Origin of the sequence: Paenibacillus sp. SC116 (genome assembly GCF_024733555.1) — a bacterium.
Lineage (GTDB): Bacteria > Bacillota > Bacilli > Paenibacillales > Paenibacillaceae > Paenibacillus_B.
Window position 1 is genome coordinate 237,002 of the sequence record NZ_JANIOF010000006.1, and the last position, 26,513, is coordinate 263,514.

The following is a 26,513-nucleotide window of genomic DNA, read 5'->3' on the forward strand; positions in this document are numbered from 1 at the left end:
GAAATGAATCAGGGGGGATTGTATGAATAAGAAGTCTACATCCAAAGGGAAATGTTTAATGATGGTTGCTTGTGTCGGATTATTGCTGTTCCTTACAGCATGTAGTGGGGGAAGCACGAACAAGTCAGCCATAGAGACAGCTAAGGAGCGTGATAAGCTCGTCATTGGTGTGAAGTTCGATACGAATTTATTTGGATTGAAAGATCCGGGTACTGGTGAAGTACGTGGATTTGATGTGGATATTGCAAAGGCAGTCGCGAAGAAGTTGCTAGGTGATGAGAAGAAGCTGGAGTTGAAGGAAGTAACGTCGAAGACAAGAATCCCAATGCTGAAAAACGGAGATATCGATGCGATTGTTGCGACGATGACCATTACAGAGGAGCGCAAGCAGCAGGTGGATTTTACGGATGTGTATTTTGAAGCGGGACAATCTTTGCTTGTGAAAAAAGGCAGCTCGGTAAGTTCCATCGATGATCTGAAATCAGGTGTGAAAGTGCTCGCTGTTAAAGGCTCAACCTCAGCCAAAAATGTTAAGGAAAAGGCACCTGATGCAGAAGTGCTGGAATTTGAAAATTATCAGGAGGCTTTTACCGCGCTGAAGTCTGGTAAAGGTGAAGCGCTAACGACAGATAATGCAATTTTGTTAGGCATGATGCAGCAGGACTCTAATTTTGAAATGGTAGGCGGAAACTTTACTGATGAGCCATACGGTATAGCCGTACGCAAGGGGGATGAGCAGCTTGCAAAGCTCATTAATGATTTGATCAAGGAAATGAAGGCGAATGGTGAGTATGACAAATTGTACGAACAATGGATGGGACAGAAGCCGCCTGCTAAGTAAAACTGTCCATTTAATTTAAATGAAGCCAAGGAAGGAGACTATAAGATGATTTCCTTGCTCATTGATCATGGGGATCGATACGTAGAGGGATTTCTAAATACGCTAATTATTAGTGTGTTTGCGCTAATTGGCAGCTTCGTATTAGGGACAGTGCTGGCAGTGATGCGGATTGCATCGATCCGGATTCTGCGGTGGATAGGGACGGCCTACGTTGAGTTTATTCGCAATATCCCTTTGCTGCTTGTTGTAGCCATATTTTATCATGGTTTGGCTTTCCTTGGATTGAGCGGTTTTGTTGCTGGGGGCATAGGTCTCACCATCTATACGGCCGCTTATATTGCCGATGCGATACGTGCGGGTATCCAGTCTATTCCGAAAGGACAAATCGAAGCTGCAAGGTGTTCGGGCCTGTCCTACTTGCAAGCGATGAGATTTATCGTACTACCGCAAGCCATAAAGATTGTAATCCCGCCGCTGGGCAATCAATTTCTGAATTTGATTAAAAACTCCGCTATTTTAGGTGTATACGCTGGTGCAGATTTAATGTACTTCGGTGATCAAATTAACTCTGATACGTTTGATACGTTCAATGTATACCTGTTAGTTGGTTTGTTCTATTTGTTGCTAACTATTCCAACTAGCTTTGCTGTTCGGGCGTTGGAGCGACGAATGGCGCGAAGTAGTTAGGGAAGGAGGCTTAGGATGGATTTTATCGGGGCTTATTCGTATGACAATGTGATGTACTTGCTGCAGGGATTAGGTGTCTCGATAGCAGTTGCTGCAGCTGCGATTGTACTGAGCTTTATTCTAGCTTGTTTGCTCGCTATTATTCGATATGCGCGTATTCCTGTCCTTTCTCAAATTGTCACTGTATGTGTGGAAACGATTCGTAATTTGCCTTTGCTGCTTATCATTTTCTTTGTGTATTTTGCACTGCCCGAGGTTGGTATTAAAATGAGCGTGTTTACGTCGGCAATCGTAGCTCTGACGATATTTGAAGCAGCCATGATATCGGAAATTGTGCGAGCGGGCTTGCTGTCGATAGATAAAGGGCAAATTGAAGCAGCACGGTCCAGTGGACTATCCTATATTCAGACGCTGCGTTTCATTACTCTACCGCAAGCCTTGCGGCGTATGGTGCCACCTATTGTAGGTCAGTTTATTTCCTTGATTAAGGATACGTCGCTGACCGTTATTATTTCACTGCCGGAATTGATGCATAGCGCGAAAGTGGTGAGCGGGCAAAACTTCAACTACGTCATTCCGATTTATTTGTTGGCGGCTTTGTTCTATTTTATTATTAATTTTACGATATCAAGTGTAGCAAAGCGTATTGAGGTGCGTGTTTAAAGGAACTGTTAATTTTTGTCTTGTAAATCTTGGGCTGGGGCGTATAATGTAAATAAATTGATACAAGTGGACGGCAGGCAGCCGGACGTTAACCTTATATAGGGGCGTCCGGCTGTTTTTTTATTATATAGGACTTAAGTCTTGGGTTAGGTGAGCCGATATAAGTAATAACCGCCTATATTTTTCCTTCTCCACTTGCTTAATTCAGTCTTCACAGAATCGCTTCACTGTCATTCTACTTGATGCATGCAAGATCACGTTCTTGATGCGGGTATACTCTTCTAACAGCAATGTTTCCATACACATCTCGCTCGCACTATATCCCTTTTCATATTCAAACAACTAGATTGAGAATCAATCGAACAACTACAAGGAGGATCTATTTATGATGAACAAACAATCGCTTGCTGCAATTACGGCACTATCTGTATTTTTAGGTGGTAGCTTGCCAGTAAGTCTATCAACAACAGCTACAGTCTCAGCTACCGAAAACAGATTAGCTGCCGAACAGGGTAAAGTGGCCGTATCGGACAATATTAAAAATTTCACTGATACAGCTGGGCACTGGGCAGAAGGGGCAATCTATGAGGCTGTTAAGAGAGGGTATGTAACAGGGTATCCTACAGGAAAATTTCTACCTAATAATAAAGTGACTCGTGCGGAATTTTTGAAAATGGCGGTTTCTGCATTGAATTTGCCAGTTGAATCTTCATCAAGTGGTTCGTGGTATGTGAAGTATGTAGATGCTGCCAAGTCATCTGGGGTTTTTGTAACGAGTGATTTTGCAGATGCGGATTGGAACAAGCCGTTGACGCGTGAAGAAATGGCGAAGGTTGCGGTAAGGGCACTAGGAAGTACGACTAAGGTAGAAGAGAATCAATGGATGTATCTTGCAACGAAGAGTGGAATTATTTCTGGGACAAGCCTAGGAGAGATTTCACCTAATGGGGTGACGACTCGTGCTCAAGCGATCTCTGTTATCGAAAGAATTCTTAAGGTGAAGAACGGTGTGAAGCTCCCTGCTGACAAATACGCAGTTGCTGCCGCTGAGGTGCTTTGGCATAAGACGAATATTTTTACGGTTGCAGCGGCTATGTTCGATCGACCGGAAAATTATGATTCAAAGGCATCGAATGCCGGGCTTAATTCTTGGAAGAAAGAGAAGTTAACATTTACAACGGATGATGGCAAATATAAAGCGGAAATTCAGCAATTGATAGTTATCGACATGGCAGATCCAAAAGACCCGAACAGAAGACTCCTTCCTCCTATTAAGGAGTTAAGCTGGGTATCGTTCACTACTGAAAAAAAGCTTAAAGAAGTTAGTGATGATTATGTAATTCTTCTACGGGCGAAAGACATATTTATTAAAGATGCAAAGCGCTATGGGAACGGATTGAGATTTTCATTCGGTGGTTTTGTAGAAGATGAAGCGGGACTAACGACTAATTCACCACAAATATTGAAGCATAGGGACAATTTTCTTGATGCTTACATTGTTTCTAAGTCAAAATTCAATGTTGATAAAACCAAAATGCTTCGAATTTATATTGAGGCACCAGGAAGACCAGGGGCCCCATATAAAAACGAAATGATCGTAAAATCGTATTTTGAAAAGTAAGGGGGGATTAATTTGAGGAAATTAATCGCCTTAATGATGTTTGCTTCCCTTCTAGCTCTCTTACTAGGAGGGTTCTTGCCGATAAATAAATCCCAAGCAGCTCCTTCAGGAACAGAGGTCAAATATACAATAATAGAAGAATCTCGTGATCATAAGTACGGAGGACTACTTTTTTCAAGAGATAAGTCGAAAAATACAGCTCCAATTGACATTACTGCTCCGTCGGGTAAAGTAATTAAATCGCTGATGATTTACGACAAAGACGGGAAGTCAATTAGAAATGTAGCAGGGTTTACACGAGGCATGAAAAATTTTAAGGGGACTGAAACATTTGATGGCACCCGAGTAAAAGTCCAATCATTAAGGAATGGGCATTATGGGACAATCTATTACTGGGATCGAAGAAGCGGGAGTCATAATTGGAATGCTATGAACGAACAATTTTCTGATGATAGTGATGATTGCGGGAGACTAGGGGTTCCTCTCGATAACTTCAGACTTCGTAAGTTTCCGGGTTGTACGGATAAACGCTTGGAGTCGAAAATTCCTTTGGAGAAAGGATTCTTCCTAATAAGAGATGCACAGAATTCTCCGGGAGATTTCTGGATACCCAACAAAGTTGTCTCCCCAGTTTCTGATGATTTAACTGCTGATTATGAATCTATTAGGGCGCCCAATGGAATTGGAGTTGAATTGCATAATAGCTTTTGCACGTATGATCCGACAACGACGGTTTTTGGGGTTAAGAATCCTAGTGAAATTGGCGATTCTCTTTCGCTAAAGTATGGACAATCCTTCGAGTCATTTCCATACGATACAATTGGTGATAAACAATATAAGGATTGGGCAGCTCCGGGCGCTAGACAGCTGTGGTACTGTGCTCGTTTTGAAGCAGATTTCTATTCTTATACTTATATGTATCATGATAAAAAGATTTATGTTGAGTATGAAGATGAAGGTGGTGGAAAAGACCCCGAAATACCAATTGGAGGAGGTAGTGGTAGCTGCGCTTGGATTATTGGGGCTCCTAGTCAAGTGTCTTCCCCGAAAATAAATTACATGTCTCCAGCGGCGACTGGAGTCATAAGAGCTGACAGTAGGGAGAGCGAACGATTCGATGTCTTACAGGGGATCCCAACATCAGAGACATTGTACGCGAATGTTTTTGCGAATAATTATCTGTTCCAGCATACATTTGCCAATATGTCTGGTAAGGTCAGTTACCAATGCAAAGTCGACGTGACATACGGACTAATATGGAAAGTAAAACAGTCTCCTATTTGTACTAAAAATGGATGTACACCTCAACCAGATATCCCAATGTCTGATACCGTGACAATACCATACTCTTTCACACTTCAACGAGATTATTCGTATTGGGAGATTAAGAACATCGAAGTTTATGGCATAAACAGGTCAAGTATCACAAATTATGCTTTACCAAGGGGTGGAACAGTATTTTTGTACCCTTCTAGCTATTCAATGCCAACCTTGTCTACTGTACACAGCCCTAGTCCTTCGGAGCATGTAAAGCCGAAAGATACTGGGAAGATTTCGTTTACACCACCGACACTCGATGGAGGCTACCAAAAACCTTCTGTACCGAATGACGAGTCTATGCTGAAATCTATAGCAGAAGCCCAAACTGGGGAGTCAGACGTACGGAACGATACAGTAACTTTTAACGGTTCAACTATTATGGAGGGGAGCTGGACATCAAAGTCTGGGGCGGAGCCTGGGAGTATTCCTGCTCCAACAACAATTGGTGCAAATGTACTTTACGAAAATGGTCTGCTCATTAGCAATAGTTTGAGAAATGCAACCGATACACTGAGTAATGGAACTATTTATTATGACCTTGTTTCAGGAAATGTGAATGGGGGCAGCGAAAAGGAGTTTCCAATCAACGGAATTAATACTGTCACGGTTCACACACCTACGGTCAACTATTCCAATGCATCGGATGACGCCGCACATAATCAAAAGACGAGGCCTAACCTCAACAGGAGAGCGTTTATTCTTGATCGACCATTTACAATACATATTCCAACATCAGGACAGCACCGCAACATATTAGGCTATGGTAACCGAGACTATGCCAAATACATAAAAGAAAAACAAGTTAGATTTGAGTTCGATGTATATAGTACAGATAAATCCACCTTTTATCCGAAGAATACATGGATCAGCATTCCTGTAAGAGATCTAGCAACCACCTTCTATTTGCCGGTGTGGGTAGATGAAGGGGACTATACGATCCACTTCAGATCATTTGCTGAAAATGCTCCTTCCGATACGCTTATTCAGCAAGACGCCAACTTTGAAGTAAACAACCATATAGCTACAGATACAGTACCTGTTGAAGTCATCGGACGCGTGTATGATTTCCGTATTACCGATATTGTGGATATGAACTGGGAGCTTGCTTTCCGTCAACAGAAAAAGAGCAAGGAGCATACAGGGCGCTATTATTGGGTGGGAACGCGTGATATCGATGGAAACCCAAGGGGAAATGAATCGCGTTACACGTTACCGATCAGGCGAGGAAGTCACCCGAATGATGGCTTCAAAAATGTAACCGTCAAGCCAGGCTATCATTTTAAGTTCGATCTAAAGACAAAGGGCAATATGTTCGGCCCGAACGATTCTATTCGCATTACGCCGACGTTCGAATTCGTCAGTCGCGATGGCAAGCATCGTCAAGATGTTGATTTGTATTACCATGCACCAGATCGGAACTTTGTAAGGATTGGTTCGTCATTCGATACGATTGAGCGAGAAATTACATTGAATGAAAGGCTACGCAACCTCCATCCGCTGCAAATCGAACAGACAGGGCGCACCTTTTATCAGTTGTATCGTCATCAGCTCTCACAAAGTGAGCAAGTGTTTATGCAGCAATGGCAAAGGCAAGTTAATCGCCCCACGAAGACGGGTGGATTCAGTCATATGAAGGTACCAGGCGAGCTTCGTTTATTCCATGGGCCGACACAAATACCCAATGGCGTTAATTCGTATCGGGCCTATGCTGCTGAACAACAATGGTATGGTGAATTCGGTATTCCGTCGAAAGTATACGTTGTACAAAAAGGGTTTCCGCTGCACCGACAATTTTCTTTCAGGGAAGATGCTTCATTCTTTTTAAAGGATGGCTATATTGTAGTTAACTTCAACATGGAGACGATTCGTGCAGGGCGTATGAATGACCCTCATCTTCAGTACATACATGCTCCGCTAACCAACCAATGGCGGCGCGAAGGTTTCGTTCACAGCGTCACTGATCCTTATGGCGCCACATTCCAGCTGAAGGACGGCGATATGATGCTCTACGATGCTGCACAATCATCGCGTGACGATTATCGCGTAGGGGGCACTCATTAATGTCCCATGAAGAATAACTAAACGAAATAAAGGCTACGGAGAGACTGTTGGAACTGGAGGTGAGGTGAACCTCTAACCAGCGGTTTCTTTTTTATTTTCAACCATGAACATTTAGGATTAAAAAAGTCCATTAGCTGTCACTGCTGAGGAAGCTGCATACAATAGCAGAATGTGCATATATAGGAACGTGTACATGCGTTAATCCGTGTACATTGATATATGCATATAAGGAGATGATGGCGTGAGAGTTCGAAGCCGTGGCAGAGGACGACGTTCACCGTTAATCGTTGTTGTATTATTGTTTATGCTGATCGTATGGCCATCTTATCAAATTTATAATTTACTGCATGAGAATGAAAAATCTGTGGCAGTTGAGCGTCTGCTTTATGAAGCCGCATATTTAAATGTACAGATGCTGGAGGGGGCTATGAGGGAAGCGCAAACTTCCTTAACAGCTGTGGGTTGGAACGAGTGGAAGACGAATGCGTACGCGGCACAGTATGTGCATGAACGGTTGCGCCAAGCCGTTGGAGAGGACCGTGTGCCAGAACTGGCTGTTTTTGAAAAAATGGTGGATTTGATCACGGTCGTTCAAATTAATGGGGATCGTCAATTAAAGGAGCAAGAGCGCAAACAAATTGCTGACGCAGCTGCAGCAATGCCTATATTTGTGGAGCGTTATGGTCAATTTATGACAGAGCAAGGGAAGGTGCTGTCATCCAAAGCGGAGGAATTGGAAACATTAGCGTCACAAATACTGTTGGAAGCATCTGAATCAGACACAGAAATGTCGAAACAACAACCAGATAAAGGACATGAATAGCAGGTATAGTGCAAAGATTGTCGTGGAAACGTAAACAATGGAATCATTTTCAAACATTCTTCATATTTAGCGCTATAGTTAGGAAGGAATTATGCTATAATCATTATGATTTCAACTATGTTCTAAATACGTGTAAAGCAGGTGAATACCCCATGCATCTTGTTGTCGTCGGCATGAACTACCGAACGGCGCCTGTCGAAATTCGAGAGAAATTCGCGATACCGGAGTCGCAATTACAAGAGGCTGTTCAACAGCTCAGATATACGAAGAGTGTTCTGGAATGCGTAGTTGTATCCACGTGCAACCGTATGGAGATGTATGTTGTTGTGGATCGACTTCATATGTGCGGACACTTCATCCGCAGCTTTATGGAGCAGTGGTTCGGTTTACGTAGACAGCAATTTACGCCTTATTTATATATATATGAAGATGACCAGGCTGTGGAGCATTTGTTCCGTGTGACGTCAGGACTTGATTCTATGATCGTAGGAGAGACTCAAATCCTTGGTCAAGTTAAGCATGCATTCTTGTTTGCGCAAGAGCAAGGTACAACAGGGACATGCTTCAATTATTTGTTCAAGCAGGCGGTAACATTCGCTAAACGCGTCCAGTCTGAGACCAATATAAATGATAATGTTGTGTCGGTTAGTTATGCAGCGGTAGAGCTTGGCAAACGTATATATGGTTCCTTCAAAGGGAAAAATGTACTAATTGTTGGAGCAGGGGAAATGAGTGAGCTCACGGCGAAGCATTTGCATAGCAACGGCGCTGCTCGCGTTATGGTTGCCAACCGAACGAGAGAGCGGGCAGAAGAGTTAGCAGGGCAATTTAATGGTACTGCTGGTACACTTCAAGATATGGAGCGCTTCCTGTTGGAAGCTGATGTCGTAATCAGTTCAACAGGAGCTGCAGGATATGTATTGAACGCTTCTGATGTTGAAAAAGTGCTTAAGCAGCGTCGTTCAAGACCACTGTTCTTAATCGATATAGCCGTGCCTAGGGACCTTGATCCTGCTATCGGTGACTTGCCGAACGTATTCTTGTATGACATCGATGACTTGGAGGGTATCGTCCAGAGCAATATGGCGATACGGAAGCGGGAAGGCGAGAAGATAGAATCACTTATTGTGGCTGAGATGGATCAATACCATCAGTGGCAGAAGATGCTTGGTGTTACTCCACTGATTCGTTCACTGCAATTCAAGGCAGAGAAGATTCATCAGGAGACATTGGATAGCATGTTCAATAAGCTGCCTGAATTGTCTGAGCGTGAAGCCAAGATCATACGTCGTCTCACGAAGAGTATGCTCAATCAGATGATGCATGATCCGATCCTTCAGATCAAAGAGCTGGCTGCTCAGAAGAAGAGCGAGGAAGCATTGCAATTGTTTACCCAATTGTTTGCGCTCGAAGACAATTTGTCAGACTCGGATAAGGAGCCTAGTACTTCTTCTGCTAAGTCATTGAATCGCAATCGTACGGATCAGCGTGAATCGGCAGATGATCCTGAGCGTGTTACGTCCGGATTGTCATGGGCAGCCGTCACATGGTAAGCGACGGAAGACGGGGGGCGACAGGCTGCAATGATTACAAGTAATTGGATTTACGATGCGATCATTTACACATATGCCCTGAGCCTTCTGTTTTATTTCTCTGACTTCGTTGATATTAATCGGAGAGCGAAGCGGATGGGCACAGGGCTTCTTATATTTGTTTGGGTGCTGCAAACGATATTTCTAATCATTCGAATGATTAACCATCGAGAGGTACCTATATTTACAACCTTTGAGTTCATGTTTTTATTTTCTTGGATACTCGTTACCGCTTCATTAGTTATAAGTCGATTTTTTCATATTGAATTTATCGTCTTCTTCGTTAATTTAATTGGTTTTGCTCTGCTTATTGTTAACATGCTGAATGATCCCACATCTTCTACCGCTTTAGTAGAATGGGAAATGATGGGGAATATTTTATCGCTGCATATCTTTTTGGCGGCATGCGGCTTTGCAGCGCTTACGGTAAGCGGTATTTATGCTGGAATGTATATTTTCCTCCATCACCGGCTCAAGTCTCGTAAATGGTCGGATGCCGTTCGTCGACTGCCGAGTTTGGAGCGAATGCAGCGTTCGTCGTTAACCGCATCTGTCATAGGTGTACCCTTGTTTCTATTATCTCTTTCCGTAGCGGTCGTGTCCGTGATGTTAGGAGAACGACATGAACTTCTGCTTGATATTAAAGTTTGGTTTACGATATTCTCGCTCGGATTGTATAGCTTTTATTTCTATAAACGTCACAGAGGTAAAATGACTGGGCTGCACATTGCTTTGTTGAATCTTATTTGTTACGCTACGATGCTGTTGAATTACGCACTGAATAGCTTGTCAGGATTTCATCGCTGGATGGGAGTGTAACAGATGGGCCAGCCGCTTGAATACCCGCAATATGCGATTATGTTAAACATGAAAGATAAACGTAGTGTCGTCATTGGAGGCGGCATCGTTGCGACGCGTAAGGTGAAGCAGTTGCTGGATAGCGGCGCCGAAGTTATGGTTGTCAGCCCTACGCTGACGCCAGCACTTCGGCGTTTGTTGCAAGAAGGGACTATTTGCGTACAGCTGCGCGATTATGAGCGAACAGACTTGCAGGACGCAATGCTTGTATTTGCCGCAACTGATGATGAAGAAGTGAACTTGCAAATTGCAGAGGATGCGCGAGTGGCTCGCGCTTTAGTTAACGTTGCTCACGCTCCTCAGCTATCGGATTTCACTAACCCAGGTGTTCTAAGGTATGGTCCTATTCAGATTAATGTATCGACAGGTGGAGCTAGTCCCACTTTAACAAGGCATATTGTCGACAAAGTTGACCGCATCATTGATGATCGTCTCGGTATTCTTGCTGAGCGCTTACTTGAATCAAGGCTAGCAGCACAGCGCACGATTGCTGACGATACATTTCGTCATGAACTTTTAAGAGGCTTTGGGGATGTATGTTGGAAAGCTTGGGAGCAGCAGCAGCCCTTTCCAGAATGGGATACTTGGTTTCATGAGACATTTCCGCTGCTAACTGCATGCGAGGAGGAATAAACGACATGAGAGTAATTAGAGTAGGCACAAGACAAAGCGCATTGGCACTTACACAGACAGGGCATGTCATTGCGGCATTGGAGCGTATTTGTCGCGAAGAAGGGCTTCCTTATACATTTGAGACACATAAAATCGTTACTAAAGGAGACCAAATTCTCGACGTAACGTTATCCAAAGTTGGCGGTAAAGGCTTGTTCGTTAAAGAGATTGAGCAGGCGTTATTAGATAATCAGATTGATATGGCTGTACATAGCATGAAAGATATGCCGTATGCATTGCCTGAAGGGCTTCGTATCGGTGCGGTGCCGAAACGGGAGGACCCGAGAGATTGTCTTATTATGAAAGCGGGGACAAGCTTAGCTGACTTGCCAAAAGGGGCGAAAGTGGGGACGAGCAGTTTGCGCCGTTCTTGCCAGTTGCAAGCGGACCGTCCTGATTTGAACATAGAATCGTTGCGAGGCAATATAGACACTCGATTGAAGAAGTTGGAGAGTGAAGGTTTTGATGCGATCGTGCTAGCTGCAGCTGGGCTGCATCGGATGGAGTGGCAATCCAAGATCACTGCCTACTTGCCGACAGACGTGTGTATTCCTGCTGTTGGACAAGGAGCGCTTGCTATCGAGTGCCGTAGTGAAGATGAAGATTTGCTGCGACTATTGCGCCATTATCATTGTGAGGATACATCGATTACGGTTCGTGCTGAACGAGCATTTCTTGGCAGGTTGAATGGTGGGTGCCAAGTTCCTATCGGAGCCTACGCGACTCAAGATGATGCAGGGGTGCTCACGCTGGTTGGGCTTGTTGGAACACCGGATGGAGAGATGATGTTGAGCGAGACAATGACAGGAACAGATGCCGAGACGCTAGGTGTTGCTGTTGCTGAGCGTTTATTAGAACAAGGAGCTGAACCAATACTGGCACGTTGGAAAGGTTGATCACTGTGGGAGAGCACGGGAAACGTAGCGGGAAAGTTTACTTAGTAGGTGCAGGTCCTGGTGATGCAGGATTAATTACGGTAAAAGGAATGCGTTGCCTGCAAGAAGCGGATGTTATCGTATATGATCGTTTGGCTAGTCCACGATTGTTGCAGATGAGCAGGCAAGATGCGCGTCGTATTTATGTTGGCAAGCTGCCAGATCGCCATGCGATGAAGCAGCCGGAGATTAATCAACTGCTCGTAACATTGGCGCAAGAAGGGCTTAGCGTATGTCGACTTAAGGGTGGAGATCCTTGTGTATTCGGTCGAGCAGCCGAAGAGGCAGCTCTATTGAAAGCACATCATATACCTTATGAAGTGGTTCCTGGTGTTACCTCAGCTGTAGCTGTGCCAGCCTATGCAGGCATTCCTGTTACCCATCGTGACTGGGCATCCTCTTTCTGTGTAATCACAGGCCATGAGACTCCTGATAAGTTGGAGGCTCGTGTGGAGTGGGAAAAGCTGTCGGCTGCGGCCGATACACTATTGTTCCTGATGGGTGTTGCCAACATTAGCACGATTGCTGAGCAGCTTATGCGCTGCGGTCGTTCTGCCGATACACCAGTTGCTTTAATTCGCTGGGGAACTCGATCTGAGCAAGAAACCATTGTTGCGACATTAGCAACGGTCGTTGATGAAGTAGCGCGTACCGGATTTAGCTCGCCAGCTATTATTGTTGTAGGCGATGTCGTGCGTGTGCGTGAACAAATGGCGTGGGTCGAGCAGCTTCCTCTATTCGGACAGCGCATTCTCGTTACTCGTACTCGTGAGCAATCTCAATCTTTCGTACGCATGATTGAAAAGGCAGGAGGGGAGCCTTATGAGCTTCCTGTCATTGCAACTGTCATGCCTGATTCAGAAGAGGACAATCAATTGATCGAGCAAACGATGACGCGTTTGAGCGATTATCAATGGCTAGTGCTTACAAGTGAAAATGGAGTGCGTTTCTGGATGGAGCATATGAAACGTAACCGTGCCGATTTTCGACGCTTAGCGCAAACGCGCATCGTGGCAGTAGGTCCCAAAACGGCAGAAGCGATGTCTGACTTCGGGATCGTACCTGATTTGGTTGCAGAACAGTTTAGCCAAGAAGGCGTGTGGGATATAATGGGCCCCCATATTCAAAAAGGGGAGAAAGTTCTGCTTGCACGCGGTAATCTGGCTAGAAAATGGTTGGCAGAGCAGCTTCGTGAAGCTGGTGTTCATACTGATGAACTGACAACCTACCAGACTATTTTGCCTCAATATGAGGATGCACATATTTTAGAGATGTTTGAAGAAGGCGGTATTCAAATCGTACCTTTTACAAGCTCTTCTATAGTTACGAACTTGCTTCAACTGCTGAAGCAGTTGGGCGCTGAAGACCCCGTTCAACTTGTTAACCGTGCCCGTATTGTGTGTATCGGAAATGTGACTGCGGAGACAGCACGTGAGGCTGGCATTCGTGTAGATGCGGTGGCGGAATCCTCTACGATTGAAGGGTTGTTCGATACGATTGTTTCCCTTGTAAATGATCGTTGCGATATAACAACTGCGGTGAAGTCATAGCGCTATTATTCTTTATCGCACTGCGCACTGGTCTATGCGAAAGTGAACAGATTGGTTTTAGTGAGACGGAAGCCGTCGCCATTGAAGGTGACATGATAAGGCAGAGTTTAAATATATGTAACAAACGTAACAGCTAGTCTAGAGGAGGAACACATAATGGCTTATCCTACAGTACGCCTGCGTCGCCTGCGTAAGACGGCAGGTATTCGCAGTCTTGTTCGTGAAACTGTATTGACCGTTGATGATTTCATCATGCCGATATTTGTAACGTATGGGGAAGGCATTAAGAGTCCAATTGGATCGATGCCGGGGGTATATCATTTTTCATTGGACAAGCTGGATGAAGAGGCTGATGCTATCGTTGAGCTTGGTTTGAAGTCTGTCATCGTCTTCGGTGTACCACAGGAGAAAGATGAAGTCGGCAGTTCGGGATATGATAGCAACGGTATCGTACAACAAGCAGTTCGTCGCTTGAAAGCTAGACATCCTGAGCTTGTTGTTATCGCGGACACATGTTTGTGTCAGTTTACGGATCATGGTCATTGCGGCATGGTGCATGTACACGAAGTAAATGGTCAAATGGTTGGTGAAGTTGACAATGATGCTTCTTTGGCTTTACTAGCGAAAACGGCAGTATCTCAAGCTGAAGCGGGTGCGGACATCATTGCTCCTTCCAACATGATGGATGGCTTTGTAACGGCTATTCGTCAGGACTTGGATGAAGCAGGCTATACGGATGTGCCAATTATGTCTTATTCGGTTAAATATGCATCTGCTTTCTACGGTCCGTTCCGTGATGCAGCTCATTCAACTCCGCAGTTCGGAGACCGTAAGACGTATCAGATGGACCCTGCGAACGCACGTGAAGCTTTGCGTGAGGCAGAGGCAGATGTGGCAGAAGGTGCTGACATGCTGATGGTGAAACCAGCGCTTGCTTACATGGATATTATTCGCACATTGAAAGAGCAGTATGACCTGCCGGTTGTTGCTTACAACGTAAGTGGCGAATACTCGATGGTGAAGGCTGCGGCGCTGCAAGGCTGGATCGATGAGCGTGCTGTTGTGTCGGAAATGCTGCTTGGCATGAAGCGTGCTGGAGCGGATCTCATCATTACGTATTTTGCTAAAGATATGGCAAGCTGGTTGAAATAATAAGACAACGGGAGTGGATCGTATGACAGTTACAGTACAGCCGCGTCGTGACGAACAATCACGAGCAGTATTTGAACAGTCGAAGCAATATATTCCGGGCGGCGTAAACAGCCCTGTTCGTGCATTCAAGTCAGTTGGACTAACTCCGATGGTAATGGAGCGCGGCGAAGGATCCCGAGTATTTGATATTGATGGAAATTCCTTTATTGATTATGTAGGTTCATGGGGACCTCTTATTCTTGGTCATGCTCACCCAGAGGTTATCGAGGCAATTCAGCGTACAGCTGCAAAAGGGACGAGCTTCGGAGCACCGACTGAGCTGGAGCTTCTAATGGCGAAGACGGTATGCGAGCGAGTTCCATCTGTAGATATTGTCCGTATGGTCAACTCCGGAACGGAAGCAACGATGAGTGCCATTCGATTGGCACGCGGTGTGACGAAGCGCAGCAAAATTGTTAAGTTTGAAGGTTCCTATCATGGGCATGCTGACAGCTTGCTAATTAAGGCAGGTTCGGGTGTTGCGACATTAGGGTTGCCAGACAGCCCTGGTGTTCCGGAAAGCATCGCAGCGAATACCATTACAGTGCCATATAACGATCTGGAATCCGTTAAGCTTGCTTTTGAGAAGTTCGGGGAAGAGATTGCTTGCATTATTGTAGAACCTATCGCAGGTAATATGGGTGTAGTTCCTCCACAGCCAGGTTTCTTGGAAGGACTGCGCGAGATTACGACGCAGTTTGGCAGCTTGCTTATTTTTGATGAAGTGATGACTGGCTTCCGTGTACATTATCAATGCGCTCAAGGACGTTTTGGCATATCACCAGACTTGACGTGCTTTGGTAAAGTAATTGGCGGCGGACTTCCTGTTGGGGCGTACGGCGGCCGTAGAGATCTGATGGAGCAAGTTGCACCAGTTGGTCCAATTTATCAAGCGGGTACTTTGAGTGGAAACCCACTTGCAATGGCAGCTGGCTATACGACCTTGTCTCTGTTGACGCCAGACGTATATGAGCAGCTAGAGACGAAGTCTGCTCGCTTGCAAGCTGGATTAGAGCGCAATGCAAAAGAACTTGGTTTGCCGGTCGTGATTAATCGTGTTGGTTCTATGGTTTGTCCATTCTTTACGGATCAGCCGGTAATCAACTATGACACAGCGAAGCAATCTGATTTGAATATGTTTAATCGCTATTTCGGAGCGCTGCTTGATAGGGGTGTGAGTGTAGCTCCTTCTCAATTCGAGGGAATGTTCGTGTCGGCTGTGCATACGGATGAAGATATAGATTACACGATTGAGGCGCAATATGACGCTTTGAAAGCAATCGTTCGATAAGGAAGAAATCGATGCAGCAGTATTGGGCAAGACGTGGTGAATGGCTGGAAATGACGCCTGGACGTTCATTGATCCGTCAAGAACAACAATTAGAAGACTGGTTGAGGCACACCTTGGGTGTGCCTCAACATTTATTATCTGCTTGGAAGCAGTCAGAGGGCTTAAAAGTAGCTGGTGACCGTTTGCGTATGCGTGTTTTTGCTGACGAGCGATGCGATTATGAACCAGCTGATGAGCCAGCGGAAATTTTATATGAGGATGATGCCTGCTTAGTCGCTTATAAACCAGCGGGTATGGCGGTTCATCCAACGACACCAGAGCAGCATGCAGCTAGACAAACACTAGCGCATGCGGTTGCATGCCATTACACCTGGACAGGTGTTGATGCAAGGATAAGACATATTCATCGATTGGATACAGACACGTCTGGTCCTGTTCTATATGCTAAAACCGCGCTTTCTCATGCGATCTTGGATGAAGCGATGCGGCATAAGGCGATAGATAGGCAGTATGCAGCGGTTGTTCAAGGAATGGTGGCTTCTATGCAAGGGACTATAAATGCTCCAATCGGAAAAGATCGTCATCATCGCGGTCGGCGCAGAGTATCGGACAAAGGTGATCATGCTGTAACTCATTATGAAGTGATTCGGCGTACGGATTCGCTGAGTCTTGTTCGTTGTAAGCTGGAAACAGGGCGTACTCATCAAATTCGTGTTCATATGAGTCACATAGGGCATCCTCTAGCAGGTGATGTTTTATATGGAGGTACAGTGCAGCATATCCGGCGTCAAGCATTGCATGGTGAACTTCTTAGATTCAATCATCCATTTGGTGGCGACTTCATTCAAGTTCAAGCTCCCATGCCATCAGACATGGTGCAACTGTGTCAAAAAATATAGTCATGCTCTTCCCATTCCGCCCATATGATAAAAGTAGGGAACGGAGTCTGACCTGTTCGTACGTGCCAAGCGTCTCATGCAGCAGATGCGGCATAACAGGACATGGAACGGACGACAGGATCAACCGCGGAAGGAGGAGCAGACTGTGTATGATGAAACGTATGGTTTAAGATTTGATATTTACGAGCGCGTACACTTATCAGATGAGGTTGTTGGTATTGATCAGCTCGAAGAGGTGGAGTTGACTCCGCATATTCAAATTATTCCGTCTGGCGAGCAGGTTACCGTAAGGGGAAGCTTGTTGCTATCCGGAGCCTATGTCGGTATAAGCGAAAATGAACACAATCAATCGTTGGAGCATTGGATTCCTGTAGAAATTACGCTCCCGCTCAGTCGTGTTCGCAGCTTGGAGGAAATTCATGTAGATATCGAACATTTCGACGTGGATTTGCTCTCAACTCGATCATTGAACATTACAGGAGTTCTTTCACTTAAAGGTATCTATCTAGAAAATCAAGAAGTTCCCGCGTGGCAGCAGGAACAATTTACAGTTGAATATGAGTCAACGAGGAAAGCTAGTGATGAGCCAGAATGGCTTCGAGATTATGGTCAACCTCCTCAGAAGGATAATAATCTCACATCAGACATTTCTTCTTATAATTACGATGGAGGAACTGCTGCAATCTCGTCCTTCGAGCAAGATTCAGTATCTTCAGCACCTTCGCCTGATGTAGAATCGGTTGCGCCTGGGGAGAATCATGTACAGTACCCGTCGCAATGGATAGGTGATGGCAGCAATGATCAAGCGGCGGCTAACTGGTCGTGGTCAGGACAGGGAGAGGGCATTCAAGCGGATGCCTCTACTGTGCAGCAGCGCGAACAGCAATCTGAACTGCATCCTGTAACTGGGACAGAATCTACATGGACATGGGATCAGTCTCCATGGGGAAGTGCCTCTATAGCAACTCAGGATCATGCAGCAGGCCAGCAGGAAGCTAACTATGGAATTGCTGACGCAGCATATACAGAGGAAGTTGTGAGAGAACAGGAGTCTGAGCCAGCAGCGATTGAAGACTTGATTTTGTCCAGCGGTAGTGAGCAACCGGAGTTACATACGAGCCCACAATTGGACAATGAATTCGAAGAACGAGATCTGCTCGAAGCAGAAGAGCAACTTCATTCTGAGAAAAAAGAGATGAAAGTAGCTATTGGAAGCAGCAGTCCGAGTACGAATGGAGAAGTGTCGCAAGGATTAGGCTTCAGCAAGCTGCTGCATTCGAGCAAGCAAGCTCGTGATAAAGAGCGCGAGGTGGAAGAGCGACAAGCGAGGGAAGAGGCAGCACAGCTGGCTCAGAAAATATCGGATGATGTACATTGGCAGTCGTTGTTCCTGAATCAGCTGCCTGATGAATCCAGTTTCCGCAAAGTTCGGTTATGTATCGTACAACGGCAGGATACATTGGATTCGATTGCAGCGCGATATCAACTGAATGCGAGGGAGATCGCTTTGTACAACCGACTCCCGGAATCTATAGTGACTGAGGGCCAAGTAATCTATATTCCATCCTAAATCGCTATCCAGCACTGGTGATTATCTACTTAATATTAAACACACAAAAAAACCTCCAGTCCCTAAGTGACTGGAGGTTTTTTTGTGTTTAATAAACATCAAGCAAAAAGCCAACATAAATGAGAAACAAACTAAAAAGCAAAAATACATCTAGTCCTGTCGGCAGTATTAGTGTTCGTACAAATTGTAAACAAATGAGTGGAAATAAGCAGCTTCTTACAGAGTAACGAACTTTACACCACCAACGCTCCATATTCAACATACTGAGTACCCCCTTAAAATGAGTGTTCAAAATGGGAGTTTTTGAACAACCCGTATAGTACATGTTATGAAAGAGTAAAAACAGGATATGACTATAGTTAAGCGATTATGGTACAACTATTGACTCGCTTATCATGTCGAAGTAAAATAAAGGGTAAATGTTTGATACATTCTAACGTTCCATTAACATAAACGAAATAAAACATTGAGCGGGAAGAGTAAACGACAGAAGCCTTTCAGAGAGCAGTGAATTACGGTGGAAGAACTGCAAGGAACCTAACGTTGAAGTCGCCCGGGAGTTGTCTATTTGAACGCAATGGTTACACAGCTACGATCATGGATTACCGCTGATGTAGCAATCCAAGTTGCGCTAGAATAGAACGGTAGCAGCCGTTATGTGCGAATGAAGTGCCGCATAAGCACGATCTGGGTCATGCTGGCTGCCCTTAGTTTAGGGGGAGAGCTTGTAGAGTATGAGATGATCGATGCATGTATTTATGCGGAATGAAGGTGGTACCACGGAAGTTAACCTTTCGTCCTTTTTAGGCGAAGGGTTTTTTTGTGTCTTGCCATTTGTACGTTAATTGGAAAACGTCAGATTCATTATGATAGTAATCAATGCAGTATCACATATTTGGAGGGATTATGTATGTCTGAAGCAAACGAACAGCTATCTATGCCTACAACGTATGACCCGAAGGCAGCAGAGCAGAAATGGTATGACTACTGGATGAAGGGCGGCTATTTTAAAGCAGGCCGTCTGCCCGATGCAGAACCTTATACAATTGTAATTCCGCCGCCGAACGTTACCGGTATGCTTCACATCGGTCACGGGCTTGACTTTACGCTGCAAGATATTTTGATTCGTACAAAGCGCATGCAAGGGTATGATGCATTGTGGCTGCCAGGTTCAGACCATGCTGGTATCGCAACGCAGACAAAAGTAGAACAGCAATTGCGTGAAGAAGGATTATCTCGTTACGATCTTGGTCGCGAGAAGTTCCTAGAGAAAGTATGGGATTGGAAGCATCTTTATGCGGATAACATTCGTAACCAATGGAAGAAGATGGGCCTATCTTTGGATTACTCCCGTGAGCGTTTCACATTGGATGAAGGTTTGTCTGATGCGGTACGTGAAGTGTTTGTTAAGTTGTATGATAAAGGTCTTATTTACCGCGGTAAATATATTATTAACTGGGATCCAGCTGCGCGTACAGCGTTGTCGGATATCGAGGTTGAATATAAAGAAGTACAAGGCAACTTGTATCATTTGAAATATCCGCTTGCGGACGGAAGCGGTTCTATTACAGTAGCAACAACTCGCCCAGAGACGATGCTTGGCGATACAGCGGTAGCCGTGCATCCTAAGGATGAGCGTTACAAGGACATGATCGGTAAAATGATTATGCTTCCCATTGTTAATCGTGAAATCCCGATCGTAGCGGATGACTATGTAGATAAGGAATTCGGAAGCGGTGCAGTTAAAATAACACCAGCTCATGATCCGAATGACTTTGAGATTGGTCTTCGTCATAACTTACCGCAAATCATCGTGATGGATGAGTCCGGTGTTATGAATGACCAAGCAGGTCCTTACGAGAGCTTGGATCGTTTCGAATGCCGCAAGCAAATCGTCAAAGATTTGCAAGAGCAAGGTGTGCTTATTCGCATTGAAGAGCATGTGCATCAAGTTGGTCACAGTGAGCGCAGCGGTGCTGTTGTAGAGCCTTACTTGTCCACACAATGGTTCGTGAAGATGAAGCCGTTGGCAGAGCGTGCGATTGAGGCACAGAAGTCTGGCAAAGGCATTAACTTTGTCCCGGATCGCTTCGAGAAAATTTATTTGCATTGGATTGAGAACGTACGTGACTGGTGTATTTCCCGTCAGTTGTGGTGGGGACATCGTATTCCGGCTTGGTTCTGTGAAGATTGCAACCATATGCATGTTGCGCGTGAAGCAGTTCATGCATGTGAAAAGTGCAACAGCACGAAGTTGAAGCAGGACGAGGATGTATTGGACACATGGTTCAGTTCCGCGTTGTGGCCGTTCTCTACATTAGGCTGGCCTGATGTGAACAGCGAAGACTTCAAACGCTACTATCCGACGAACGTTCTTGTAACAGGATACGATATCATTTACTTCTGGGTAGCACGAATGATCTTTACGGCGCTTGAATTTACAGATCAGACGCCATTTAAAGATGTGCTTATTCATGGTTTGGTACGCGATTCGGAAGGACGCAAAATGTCCAAGTCACTTGGCAACGGTGTAGACCCGCTAGAAGTTATTGAGCGCTATGGTGCTGATGCAATGCGTTACATGATTTCTACGAGCAGCACGCCTGGTCAGGATCTCCGTTTCCGTTGGGAACGTGTAGAGCAAGCTCGCAACTTTGCGAACAAGATTTGGAATGCTTCGCGCTTTGCGCTTATGAATTTAGAAGGCTTTACGTATGATGACATCGATATTAGCGGTGAGCTTGGAACAGCAGACCGCTGGATTCTGCATCGTATGAACGAGACTTCTCGCGAGATTACTCGTCTGATTGATGCATACGAGTTCGGTGAAACAGGACGCTTGCTCTACAACTTCATCTGGGATGATCTGTGTGATTGGTACATTGAATTTGCGAAGATTAGCCTATATGGTCAAGATGCAGCTCAGAAGAAGAAGACACAGTCCGTGCTTGCTTATGTACTCGATCGGACGATGCGCATGATTCATCCGTTCATGCCTTATATTTCAGAAGAAATATGGCAGCACCTTCCGCATGAAGGCGAGACAGTTACGCTTGCTGCTTGGCCGAAGTACGACAGTGCACTTGAATCGCCGGAGGCTGTTCAAGAGATGGCTCTGTTGATGGATATGATTCGTGCGGTGCGTAATATCCGTGCGGAAGTAAACGTGCCAATGAGCAAAAAAGTAGAGCTTGTTGTTAAGCCTGCGGATGAGCGCACATATAACAGTATCAAGCGCAACCTTGAATATGTAGAGCGTTTCTGTGGAACTTCCAACCTAACGGTTAAATTGGATTGTAACGCACCTGATAAATCAATGAGCGCAATCGTTACAGGAGTGGAAATGTACTTGCCGCTTGCGGGTCTCATTGATATTGAGCAGGAAATTGCACGTTTGAATAAAGAGCGCGAGCATCTAAACAAAGAAGTTGAGCGTGTGGAGAAAAAGCTTGCGAACCAAGGATTTATGGCTAAAGCTCCTGCTAACGTTGTGGAAGAAGAGCGCGCTAAAATGGAAGACTATCGTGAGAAGCGTGACAAAGTTATCGCTCGTATTCAAGAACTGCAAGAAGTATAAGCACAATAAGAGTGGCGCGAATTATTAGGAATGAATATGGAGTTAATCCAAAAATTTACTCAAAGTATTCAAGTCCAGCTTAAGCGTTCCGATATAATCGATAACCAGCCGAGTTCTATTACAAAATAGGACTCGGCTGCCACATGACATATGAATAAGGGATGGGAATAATGTCTGCAACAAGTGAAGCTGAAGTGTTTACACCATTTGAACGAGTGGAACAAGCCGTAGATTGGATTAATTCTTTGATCCCAGTAGGGATTCGCCCAGGACTTGAACGCATTGAATCCTTGATGGAACAACTAGGTCAGCCGCAACGAAGACTGAAGTTCATTCATGTGGCAGGAACTAACGGGAAAGGTTCTACTTGTGCGTTGCTGACAAGTGTATTGCTTAAAGCTGGTTACGATGTGGGCACTTTCACATCTCCTTATATTGAGAAGTTCACGAACCGTTTCAAATATAATAATGAAGATATTCCAGATGGGACGTTAGTGTCGATTGTCAATCAGCTGCGACCTATCGTAGAAGAAATGGCTGAAACACCGCTAGGATCACCGACTATGTTTGAAGTGTCCACGGCGGTTGCAATCGTATATTATGCTACAGTTGCTTACCCAGACGTAGTTGTATGGGAAACTGGACTTGGTGGGCGTTTGGATGTGACGAATATTGTTACTCCGATTGTTTCGGTTATTACAAACGTTGGGCACGATCACATGGATATTCTCGGGGATTCGTTGGAGAAGATCGCTAGTGAGAAGGCAGGTATTATTAAACCTGGTGTACCCGTCATAACAGCAATTGAGCAGCCAGAAGCACTGGCTATCATTCGTCAAACTGCTGCGGAGCGCCGCAGTACACTTTATGCAATGAATGAGCAATTTAAATACACGTCTGTACGTTCTATTGAGAATGAGCAGACCTTCGCGTTTGCGGGTCCGTTCCGTAATTTGGATCAAGTGTCCATTACGATGAATGGAGCGCATCAATTGAAAAATGCTGCTGTTGCGCTTATGGTTGTTGAAGTTCTTCGTCAATATATGGCTTTCCTTATCGACGATGAGCCTTTGCTTGATGGATTAAATGGCGCTGCTTGGCCAGGACGTCTTGAAATGGTCAGTCTCGAGCCTCGCATTTTGCTGGATGGGGCGCATAATCCAGAAGGAGCAGAGACGCTTGCTCAAGCACTGAGAGACACATACCGATACGAGAAGTGTCATATTATGATAGGAATGCTTTCTACTAAGCATCATCGTGATGTATTGCGTCATATACTACCTTTAGCTACTACGCTAATTGTGACTGAGCCTAACTTCCGTAAGAAGCAGGACGCAGAGGCGTTGGCAGATTTGGCTCAAGAGATGCTGAAGCAGGAGAGCAACAAGCCTGAAATTATTGTTGAGCCGGATTGGCATACAGCCCTGGACCGTCTGAAAGGAATGACAGCAAAGGATGATTTAGCTGTCGTAACAGGTACTTTATATTTGATCTCAGATGTACGCTCGTACATTCTATATAACAAAGAATCTGAAAAAGGCTGGTGAGTGTGTTTGAAGACAATGGAGCATATCCATTTTATCGGCATTGGGGGCTACGGCATGAGTGCCATCGCTCGAGTGATGCTGGAAATGGGATACACGGTCACCGGATCGGATGTTGCCAAGCAAGAGCTTACAGATAAGTTGGAGAAAAAGGGGGCTACGGTTCATATCGGCCATGACGAACGTTATGTGCAAGAGGCAGATATGGTCGTATACTCTACAGCTTGTCCAAAAGATAATGTTGAACGTGTAGCGGCAAAAGAACGAAATATTCCGGTTCTACATCGCTCGGAAATGTTGGCGCGTTTGTTGAATGCCAAAAAAGGTATTGCTGTTGCAGGTGCTCATGGCAAGACGACAACGTCTTCCATGATCGCATTAGTGTTAGAGCGCTGCGGGGTTGACCCTACTTTCATCATTGGTGGAGAAGTAACGAACTTGGGTACGAATGCTAAGGCAGGCGAAAGTGATTACGTCGTTGCTGAGGCAGATGAAAGTGACGGTACGTTCTTGGCTTATTACCCGAATATTGCGGTCGTAACCAATATTGAAGCAGATCATTTAGAGAACTATGGCGGAGATTTTGAGCGCTTGAAGCAAGCGTATGTTCAATTTTTGAGCCAGGTAGAGGAATCCGGGGCTGCTGTATTGTGTTCAGATGATCCTATCGTTAAAGAAATGATACCTGCTGTTCGTTCGCATATTGTTACTTATGGAATCGAGCAAGGTGCTGACTATCAAGCAGTAGATATCGAAGCAGATGATCGTCAAATGTTCTTTACGGTTAAACGTGGCGAAAGTGTACTAGGTCGAGTGGAATTATCAGTGCCAGGTCAACATAATGTGTTGAATGCGATGGCTACACTCGTTGTATGTATGCAGGCTGGCGTGCCATTCGAAGAGGCTGCTGCTGCGATAACTGAATTTACTGGGGCGAAGCGCCGCTATCAAATAATCGGTCAAGTGAATGATATTACTGTTGTTGATGACTATGCTCATCACCCTACTGAAATTGAAGCGACGCTGTTGGCTGCGAAAGCTTCGGGTAAGCGTATTGTTGCTGTATTCCAGCCACAACGTTATTCTCGAACGTATTTCTTGTTCGATCAGTTTAGCTGCGCTTTTGGTGGAGCTGATGAAGTTATCATCACGGATATTTATTCTCCAGCTGGTGAGAAGCAGATCGAAGGAGTTAACTCTGCGAAACTGACGGAGCGTGTCCGTGAACTATCCAATTCCAATGTTCACTACATTCCTACAAAGGAAGAAGTGGTCCAGCATTTGCAGCAATCCGTTAAGCCAGGTGACATCGTGTTAACGATGGGCGCAGGGGATATTTGGCGAGTAGCTGTTCAGTTTGCTGAATATATTAAACAAGGCAATTCGTCCTCATAAAGTTGATAACTGCGTCATTTTCTTACGAGAAAGTGGCGCAGTTTTTTGATTCATCAATGATTCGTAGAGGTGTAACATGCTGCAATGGCTGCGCAATAGGATTGAACTTTGGAGAGACTTTCCTATGCATAATGGTTATGTTGTAGGTGGTCGTTATCGAATTGAGCATTGTATTGGTATGGGTAGTTACGGCATTACTTATAAATCAATAGATCTGGAAACAGATAAGATATATCTCCTTAAACAGCACAAACCTAGTAAAGGGAAGCTTGGTGCCAAGTTGTTGAAGAAAGAAGCTAAGCATTTGAATCTGATTCAACATACTAATATTCCAAATTGTATTCACACATGGGAAGAGAACGGGAGAAGCTTTCTTGTCATGGATTTTATAGAAGGGTCAAATGTGGAGCAGATGCTGGACGGTGGGCAGTACTCCTTCTCTGAATTGGAGGCACTGGTAGTCATTGAGCGTATTGCGGCACTCATCGTAGAAGTTCATCGAGTAGGTTTGATTCATATGGATGTTCGTATTCCAAATGTGTTGATACAGGGTGAGCAAGTTTATTTAATAGACTTTGGCCTTTCTCGTCAGTATAGCGAACAGAGGGAAGAAGCAGTACGTCAAGAGAAGCCAGACCGTACCTCGCTGTTGTTGACTCCTGAGTATAGTCAGGGGGATGACTTTAAACAAAGAATGAGACGTATACATCCGAGCAGTGATTGGTATGCGCTTGGGCACTTTCTTCTATTTTTACTCTACTCCTCATACGAGGCCGACGAAGACCAAGAGGAGCGGTGTTGGTCAGAGGAATTGGACATGCATCCGGAGACAAAGGTTTTGATGCATATGTTGTTGACAGCAAATGAAACCTTTGATGATATGGTATACATGTCACAAATAGAACAATCGATTGCCGCTATTAAATCATCATCTTTGTAGCAACTTTCTAGTTGTTATCCGCATATTATATATAGGATGATGTGAAAACACCGCCAGAAACCATTCTAGCGGTGTTTTCTATACGAGAAGCTAAACGCTTACTCATAAATAAGATTGATTTTTAAAGATAATTCCAGCTTCCTCGCTGGCTCACAACCTTATACAGTCTATTCTTACTTGTTAACTAGAAAAATAACTGCTGAAGCTTTTGGAACTGCGCTTATAGTGCTTATGTCCATACTTGTGAGATTTATGGCTGTGAGTTGGGGCGTAATGCTTGCGCTTTTTGTAATGAGAGCTGCTGCTGTAATACACGCGATGAGACGATTTCTTGCCCATTAGGGAGTAAAGAAAGCGTTTGATCATTTGTTTAATCACAATAAGTACCTCCTCTAAGATGGTAGGATCGTTATTCTTTTACGTTAACTTTATGTAATACTACGTTATGAAGAACAATCCGTTTCTTCATTTTATACGAAGCTT

At 44.8% G+C, this 26,513-nt stretch carries 20 protein-coding genes and 1 other annotated feature; of the genes, 19 read left to right on the forward strand and 1 reads right to left on the reverse strand.

The window, feature by feature from the left end:
• The first annotated feature begins 22 nt into the window (after window positions 1-22).
• The 19 genes from NQ117_RS21155 to NQ117_RS21245 all read left to right on the forward strand — a co-directional run bounded on the left by NQ117_RS21155 (window position 23) and on the right by NQ117_RS21245 (window position 26,030).
• Window positions 23-841, forward strand: coding sequence for a transporter substrate-binding domain-containing protein (locus tag NQ117_RS21155; protein WP_375163104.1), 819 nt, complete (start codon window positions 23-25; stop codon window positions 839-841).
• A gap of 45 nt (window positions 842-886) precedes the next feature.
• Window positions 887-1,528, forward strand: a complete 642-nt coding sequence (locus NQ117_RS21160) for an amino acid ABC transporter permease (RefSeq protein WP_258279998.1) — start codon at window positions 887-889, stop codon at window positions 1,526-1,528.
• A gap of 15 nt (window positions 1,529-1,543) precedes the next feature.
• Window positions 1,544-2,191 (forward strand): amino acid ABC transporter permease, encoded by a 648-nt coding sequence (locus NQ117_RS21165; RefSeq protein ID WP_258279999.1) that lies wholly within the window; start codon window positions 1,544-1,546, stop codon window positions 2,189-2,191.
• 385 nt (window positions 2,192-2,576) lie between these two features.
• Window positions 2,577-3,812, forward strand: a complete 1,236-nt coding sequence (locus tag NQ117_RS21170) for an S-layer homology domain-containing protein (protein WP_258280000.1) — start codon at window positions 2,577-2,579, stop codon at window positions 3,810-3,812.
• Window positions 3,813-3,824: 12 nt separating this feature from the next.
• The gene (locus NQ117_RS21175) at window positions 3,825-7,193 is read left to right on the forward strand and encodes a DUF5704 domain-containing protein (protein ID WP_258280001.1); all 3,369 of its coding nucleotides are present in this window, start codon (window positions 3,825-3,827) and stop codon (window positions 7,191-7,193) included.
• Window positions 7,194-7,434: 241 nt separating this feature from the next.
• Window positions 7,435-8,016, forward strand: a complete 582-nt coding sequence (locus tag NQ117_RS21180) for a hypothetical protein (protein ID WP_258280002.1) — start codon at window positions 7,435-7,437, stop codon at window positions 8,014-8,016.
• A 152-nt stretch (window positions 8,017-8,168) separates the two neighbouring features.
• Entirely contained in the window at window positions 8,169-9,569 is a 1,401-nt protein-coding gene (hemA, locus tag NQ117_RS21185; protein ID WP_258280003.1) for a glutamyl-tRNA reductase, read from the forward strand.
• Between the two features lie 30 nt (window positions 9,570-9,599).
• On the forward strand, window positions 9,600-10,427 hold the full coding sequence (locus NQ117_RS21190) for a cytochrome C assembly family protein (RefSeq protein WP_258280004.1): 828 nt from the start codon (window positions 9,600-9,602) through the stop codon (window positions 10,425-10,427).
• A 3-nt stretch (window positions 10,428-10,430) separates the two neighbouring features.
• Entirely contained in the window at window positions 10,431-11,099 is a 669-nt protein-coding gene (locus NQ117_RS21195) for a precorrin-2 dehydrogenase/sirohydrochlorin ferrochelatase family protein (protein ID WP_258280005.1), read from the forward strand.
• A 5-nt stretch (window positions 11,100-11,104) separates the two neighbouring features.
• Window positions 11,105-12,034 (forward strand): hydroxymethylbilane synthase, encoded by a 930-nt coding sequence (gene hemC / locus NQ117_RS21200; protein WP_258280006.1) that lies wholly within the window; start codon window positions 11,105-11,107, stop codon window positions 12,032-12,034.
• A gap of 5 nt (window positions 12,035-12,039) precedes the next feature.
• A complete protein-coding gene (gene cobA / locus NQ117_RS21205; protein ID WP_258280007.1) occupies window positions 12,040-13,623 on the forward strand; it encodes a uroporphyrinogen-III C-methyltransferase in 1,584 nt (527 codons plus the stop codon).
• A 156-nt stretch (window positions 13,624-13,779) separates the two neighbouring features.
• Window positions 13,780-14,775 carry a porphobilinogen synthase gene (gene hemB / locus NQ117_RS21210; RefSeq protein WP_258280008.1) on the forward strand — a complete coding sequence of 332 codons (996 nt, stop codon included), beginning with the start codon at window positions 13,780-13,782 and terminating at the stop codon, window positions 14,773-14,775.
• A 22-nt stretch (window positions 14,776-14,797) separates the two neighbouring features.
• Window positions 14,798-16,105, forward strand: a complete 1,308-nt coding sequence (hemL, locus tag NQ117_RS21215; RefSeq protein WP_258280009.1) for a glutamate-1-semialdehyde 2,1-aminomutase — start codon at window positions 14,798-14,800, stop codon at window positions 16,103-16,105.
• A gap of 11 nt (window positions 16,106-16,116) precedes the next feature.
• The gene (locus NQ117_RS21220; RefSeq protein ID WP_258280010.1) at window positions 16,117-17,004 is read left to right on the forward strand and encodes an RluA family pseudouridine synthase; all 888 of its coding nucleotides are present in this window, start codon (window positions 16,117-16,119) and stop codon (window positions 17,002-17,004) included.
• Window positions 17,005-17,149: 145 nt separating this feature from the next.
• On the forward strand, window positions 17,150-18,574 hold the full coding sequence (locus tag NQ117_RS21225; RefSeq protein WP_258280011.1) for a LysM peptidoglycan-binding domain-containing protein: 1,425 nt from the start codon (window positions 17,150-17,152) through the stop codon (window positions 18,572-18,574).
• Between the two features lie 457 nt (window positions 18,575-19,031).
• Window positions 19,032-19,379 (forward strand) — a binding site (T-box leader).
• Window positions 19,380-19,484: 105 nt separating this feature from the next.
• Window positions 19,485-22,151 (forward strand): valine--tRNA ligase, encoded by a 2,667-nt coding sequence (locus NQ117_RS21230; protein WP_258280012.1) that lies wholly within the window; start codon window positions 19,485-19,487, stop codon window positions 22,149-22,151.
• 170 nt (window positions 22,152-22,321) lie between these two features.
• Window positions 22,322-23,698 carry a bifunctional folylpolyglutamate synthase/dihydrofolate synthase gene (locus tag NQ117_RS21235; protein WP_258280013.1) on the forward strand — a complete coding sequence of 459 codons (1,377 nt, stop codon included), beginning with the start codon at window positions 22,322-22,324 and terminating at the stop codon, window positions 23,696-23,698.
• Between the two features lie 6 nt (window positions 23,699-23,704).
• Window positions 23,705-25,090 carry a UDP-N-acetylmuramate--L-alanine ligase gene (gene murC / locus NQ117_RS21240; RefSeq protein ID WP_258280014.1) on the forward strand — a complete coding sequence of 462 codons (1,386 nt, stop codon included), beginning with the start codon at window positions 23,705-23,707 and terminating at the stop codon, window positions 25,088-25,090.
• Between the two features lie 124 nt (window positions 25,091-25,214).
• Window positions 25,215-26,030, forward strand: coding sequence for a serine/threonine protein kinase (locus tag NQ117_RS21245; RefSeq protein WP_258280015.1), 816 nt, complete (start codon window positions 25,215-25,217; stop codon window positions 26,028-26,030).
• A 180-nt stretch (window positions 26,031-26,210) separates the two neighbouring features.
• On the opposite strand, the gene NQ117_RS21250 is transcribed toward NQ117_RS21245, so the two are convergent.
• The gene (locus NQ117_RS21250) at window positions 26,211-26,408 is read right to left on the reverse strand and encodes a hypothetical protein (RefSeq protein ID WP_258280016.1); all 198 of its coding nucleotides are present in this window, start codon (window positions 26,406-26,408) and stop codon (window positions 26,211-26,213) included.
• Window positions 26,409-26,513: the final 105 nt, after the last annotated feature.

Coding starts and splice junctions, on each gene's coding strand:
- NQ117_RS21155 (WP_375163104.1), top strand. CDS start 23: ATGAATAAGAAGTCTACATCCAAAGGGAAATGTTTAATGATGGTTGCT.
- NQ117_RS21190 (WP_258280004.1), top strand. CDS start 9,600: ATGATTACAAGTAATTGGATTTACGATGCGATCATTTACACATATGCC.
- hemL (WP_258280009.1), top strand. CDS start 14,798: ATGACAGTTACAGTACAGCCGCGTCGTGACGAACAATCACGAGCAGTA.
- hemC (WP_258280006.1), top strand. CDS start 11,105: ATGAGAGTAATTAGAGTAGGCACAAGACAAAGCGCATTGGCACTTACA.
- NQ117_RS21235 (WP_258280013.1), top strand. CDS start 22,322: ATGTCTGCAACAAGTGAAGCTGAAGTGTTTACACCATTTGAACGAGTG.
- NQ117_RS21170 (WP_258280000.1), top strand. CDS start 2,577: ATGATGAACAAACAATCGCTTGCTGCAATTACGGCACTATCTGTATTT.
- NQ117_RS21165 (WP_258279999.1), top strand. CDS start 1,544: ATGGATTTTATCGGGGCTTATTCGTATGACAATGTGATGTACTTGCTG.
- NQ117_RS21195 (WP_258280005.1), top strand. CDS start 10,431: ATGGGCCAGCCGCTTGAATACCCGCAATATGCGATTATGTTAAACATG.
- NQ117_RS21245 (WP_258280015.1), top strand. CDS start 25,215: ATGCATAATGGTTATGTTGTAGGTGGTCGTTATCGAATTGAGCATTGT.
- NQ117_RS21160 (WP_258279998.1), top strand. CDS start 887: ATGATTTCCTTGCTCATTGATCATGGGGATCGATACGTAGAGGGATTT.
- NQ117_RS21230 (WP_258280012.1), top strand. CDS start 19,485: ATGTCTGAAGCAAACGAACAGCTATCTATGCCTACAACGTATGACCCG.
- hemB (WP_258280008.1), top strand. CDS start 13,780: ATGGCTTATCCTACAGTACGCCTGCGTCGCCTGCGTAAGACGGCAGGT.
- hemA (WP_258280003.1), top strand. CDS start 8,169: ATGCATCTTGTTGTCGTCGGCATGAACTACCGAACGGCGCCTGTCGAA.
- NQ117_RS21220 (WP_258280010.1), top strand. CDS start 16,117: ATGCAGCAGTATTGGGCAAGACGTGGTGAATGGCTGGAAATGACGCCT.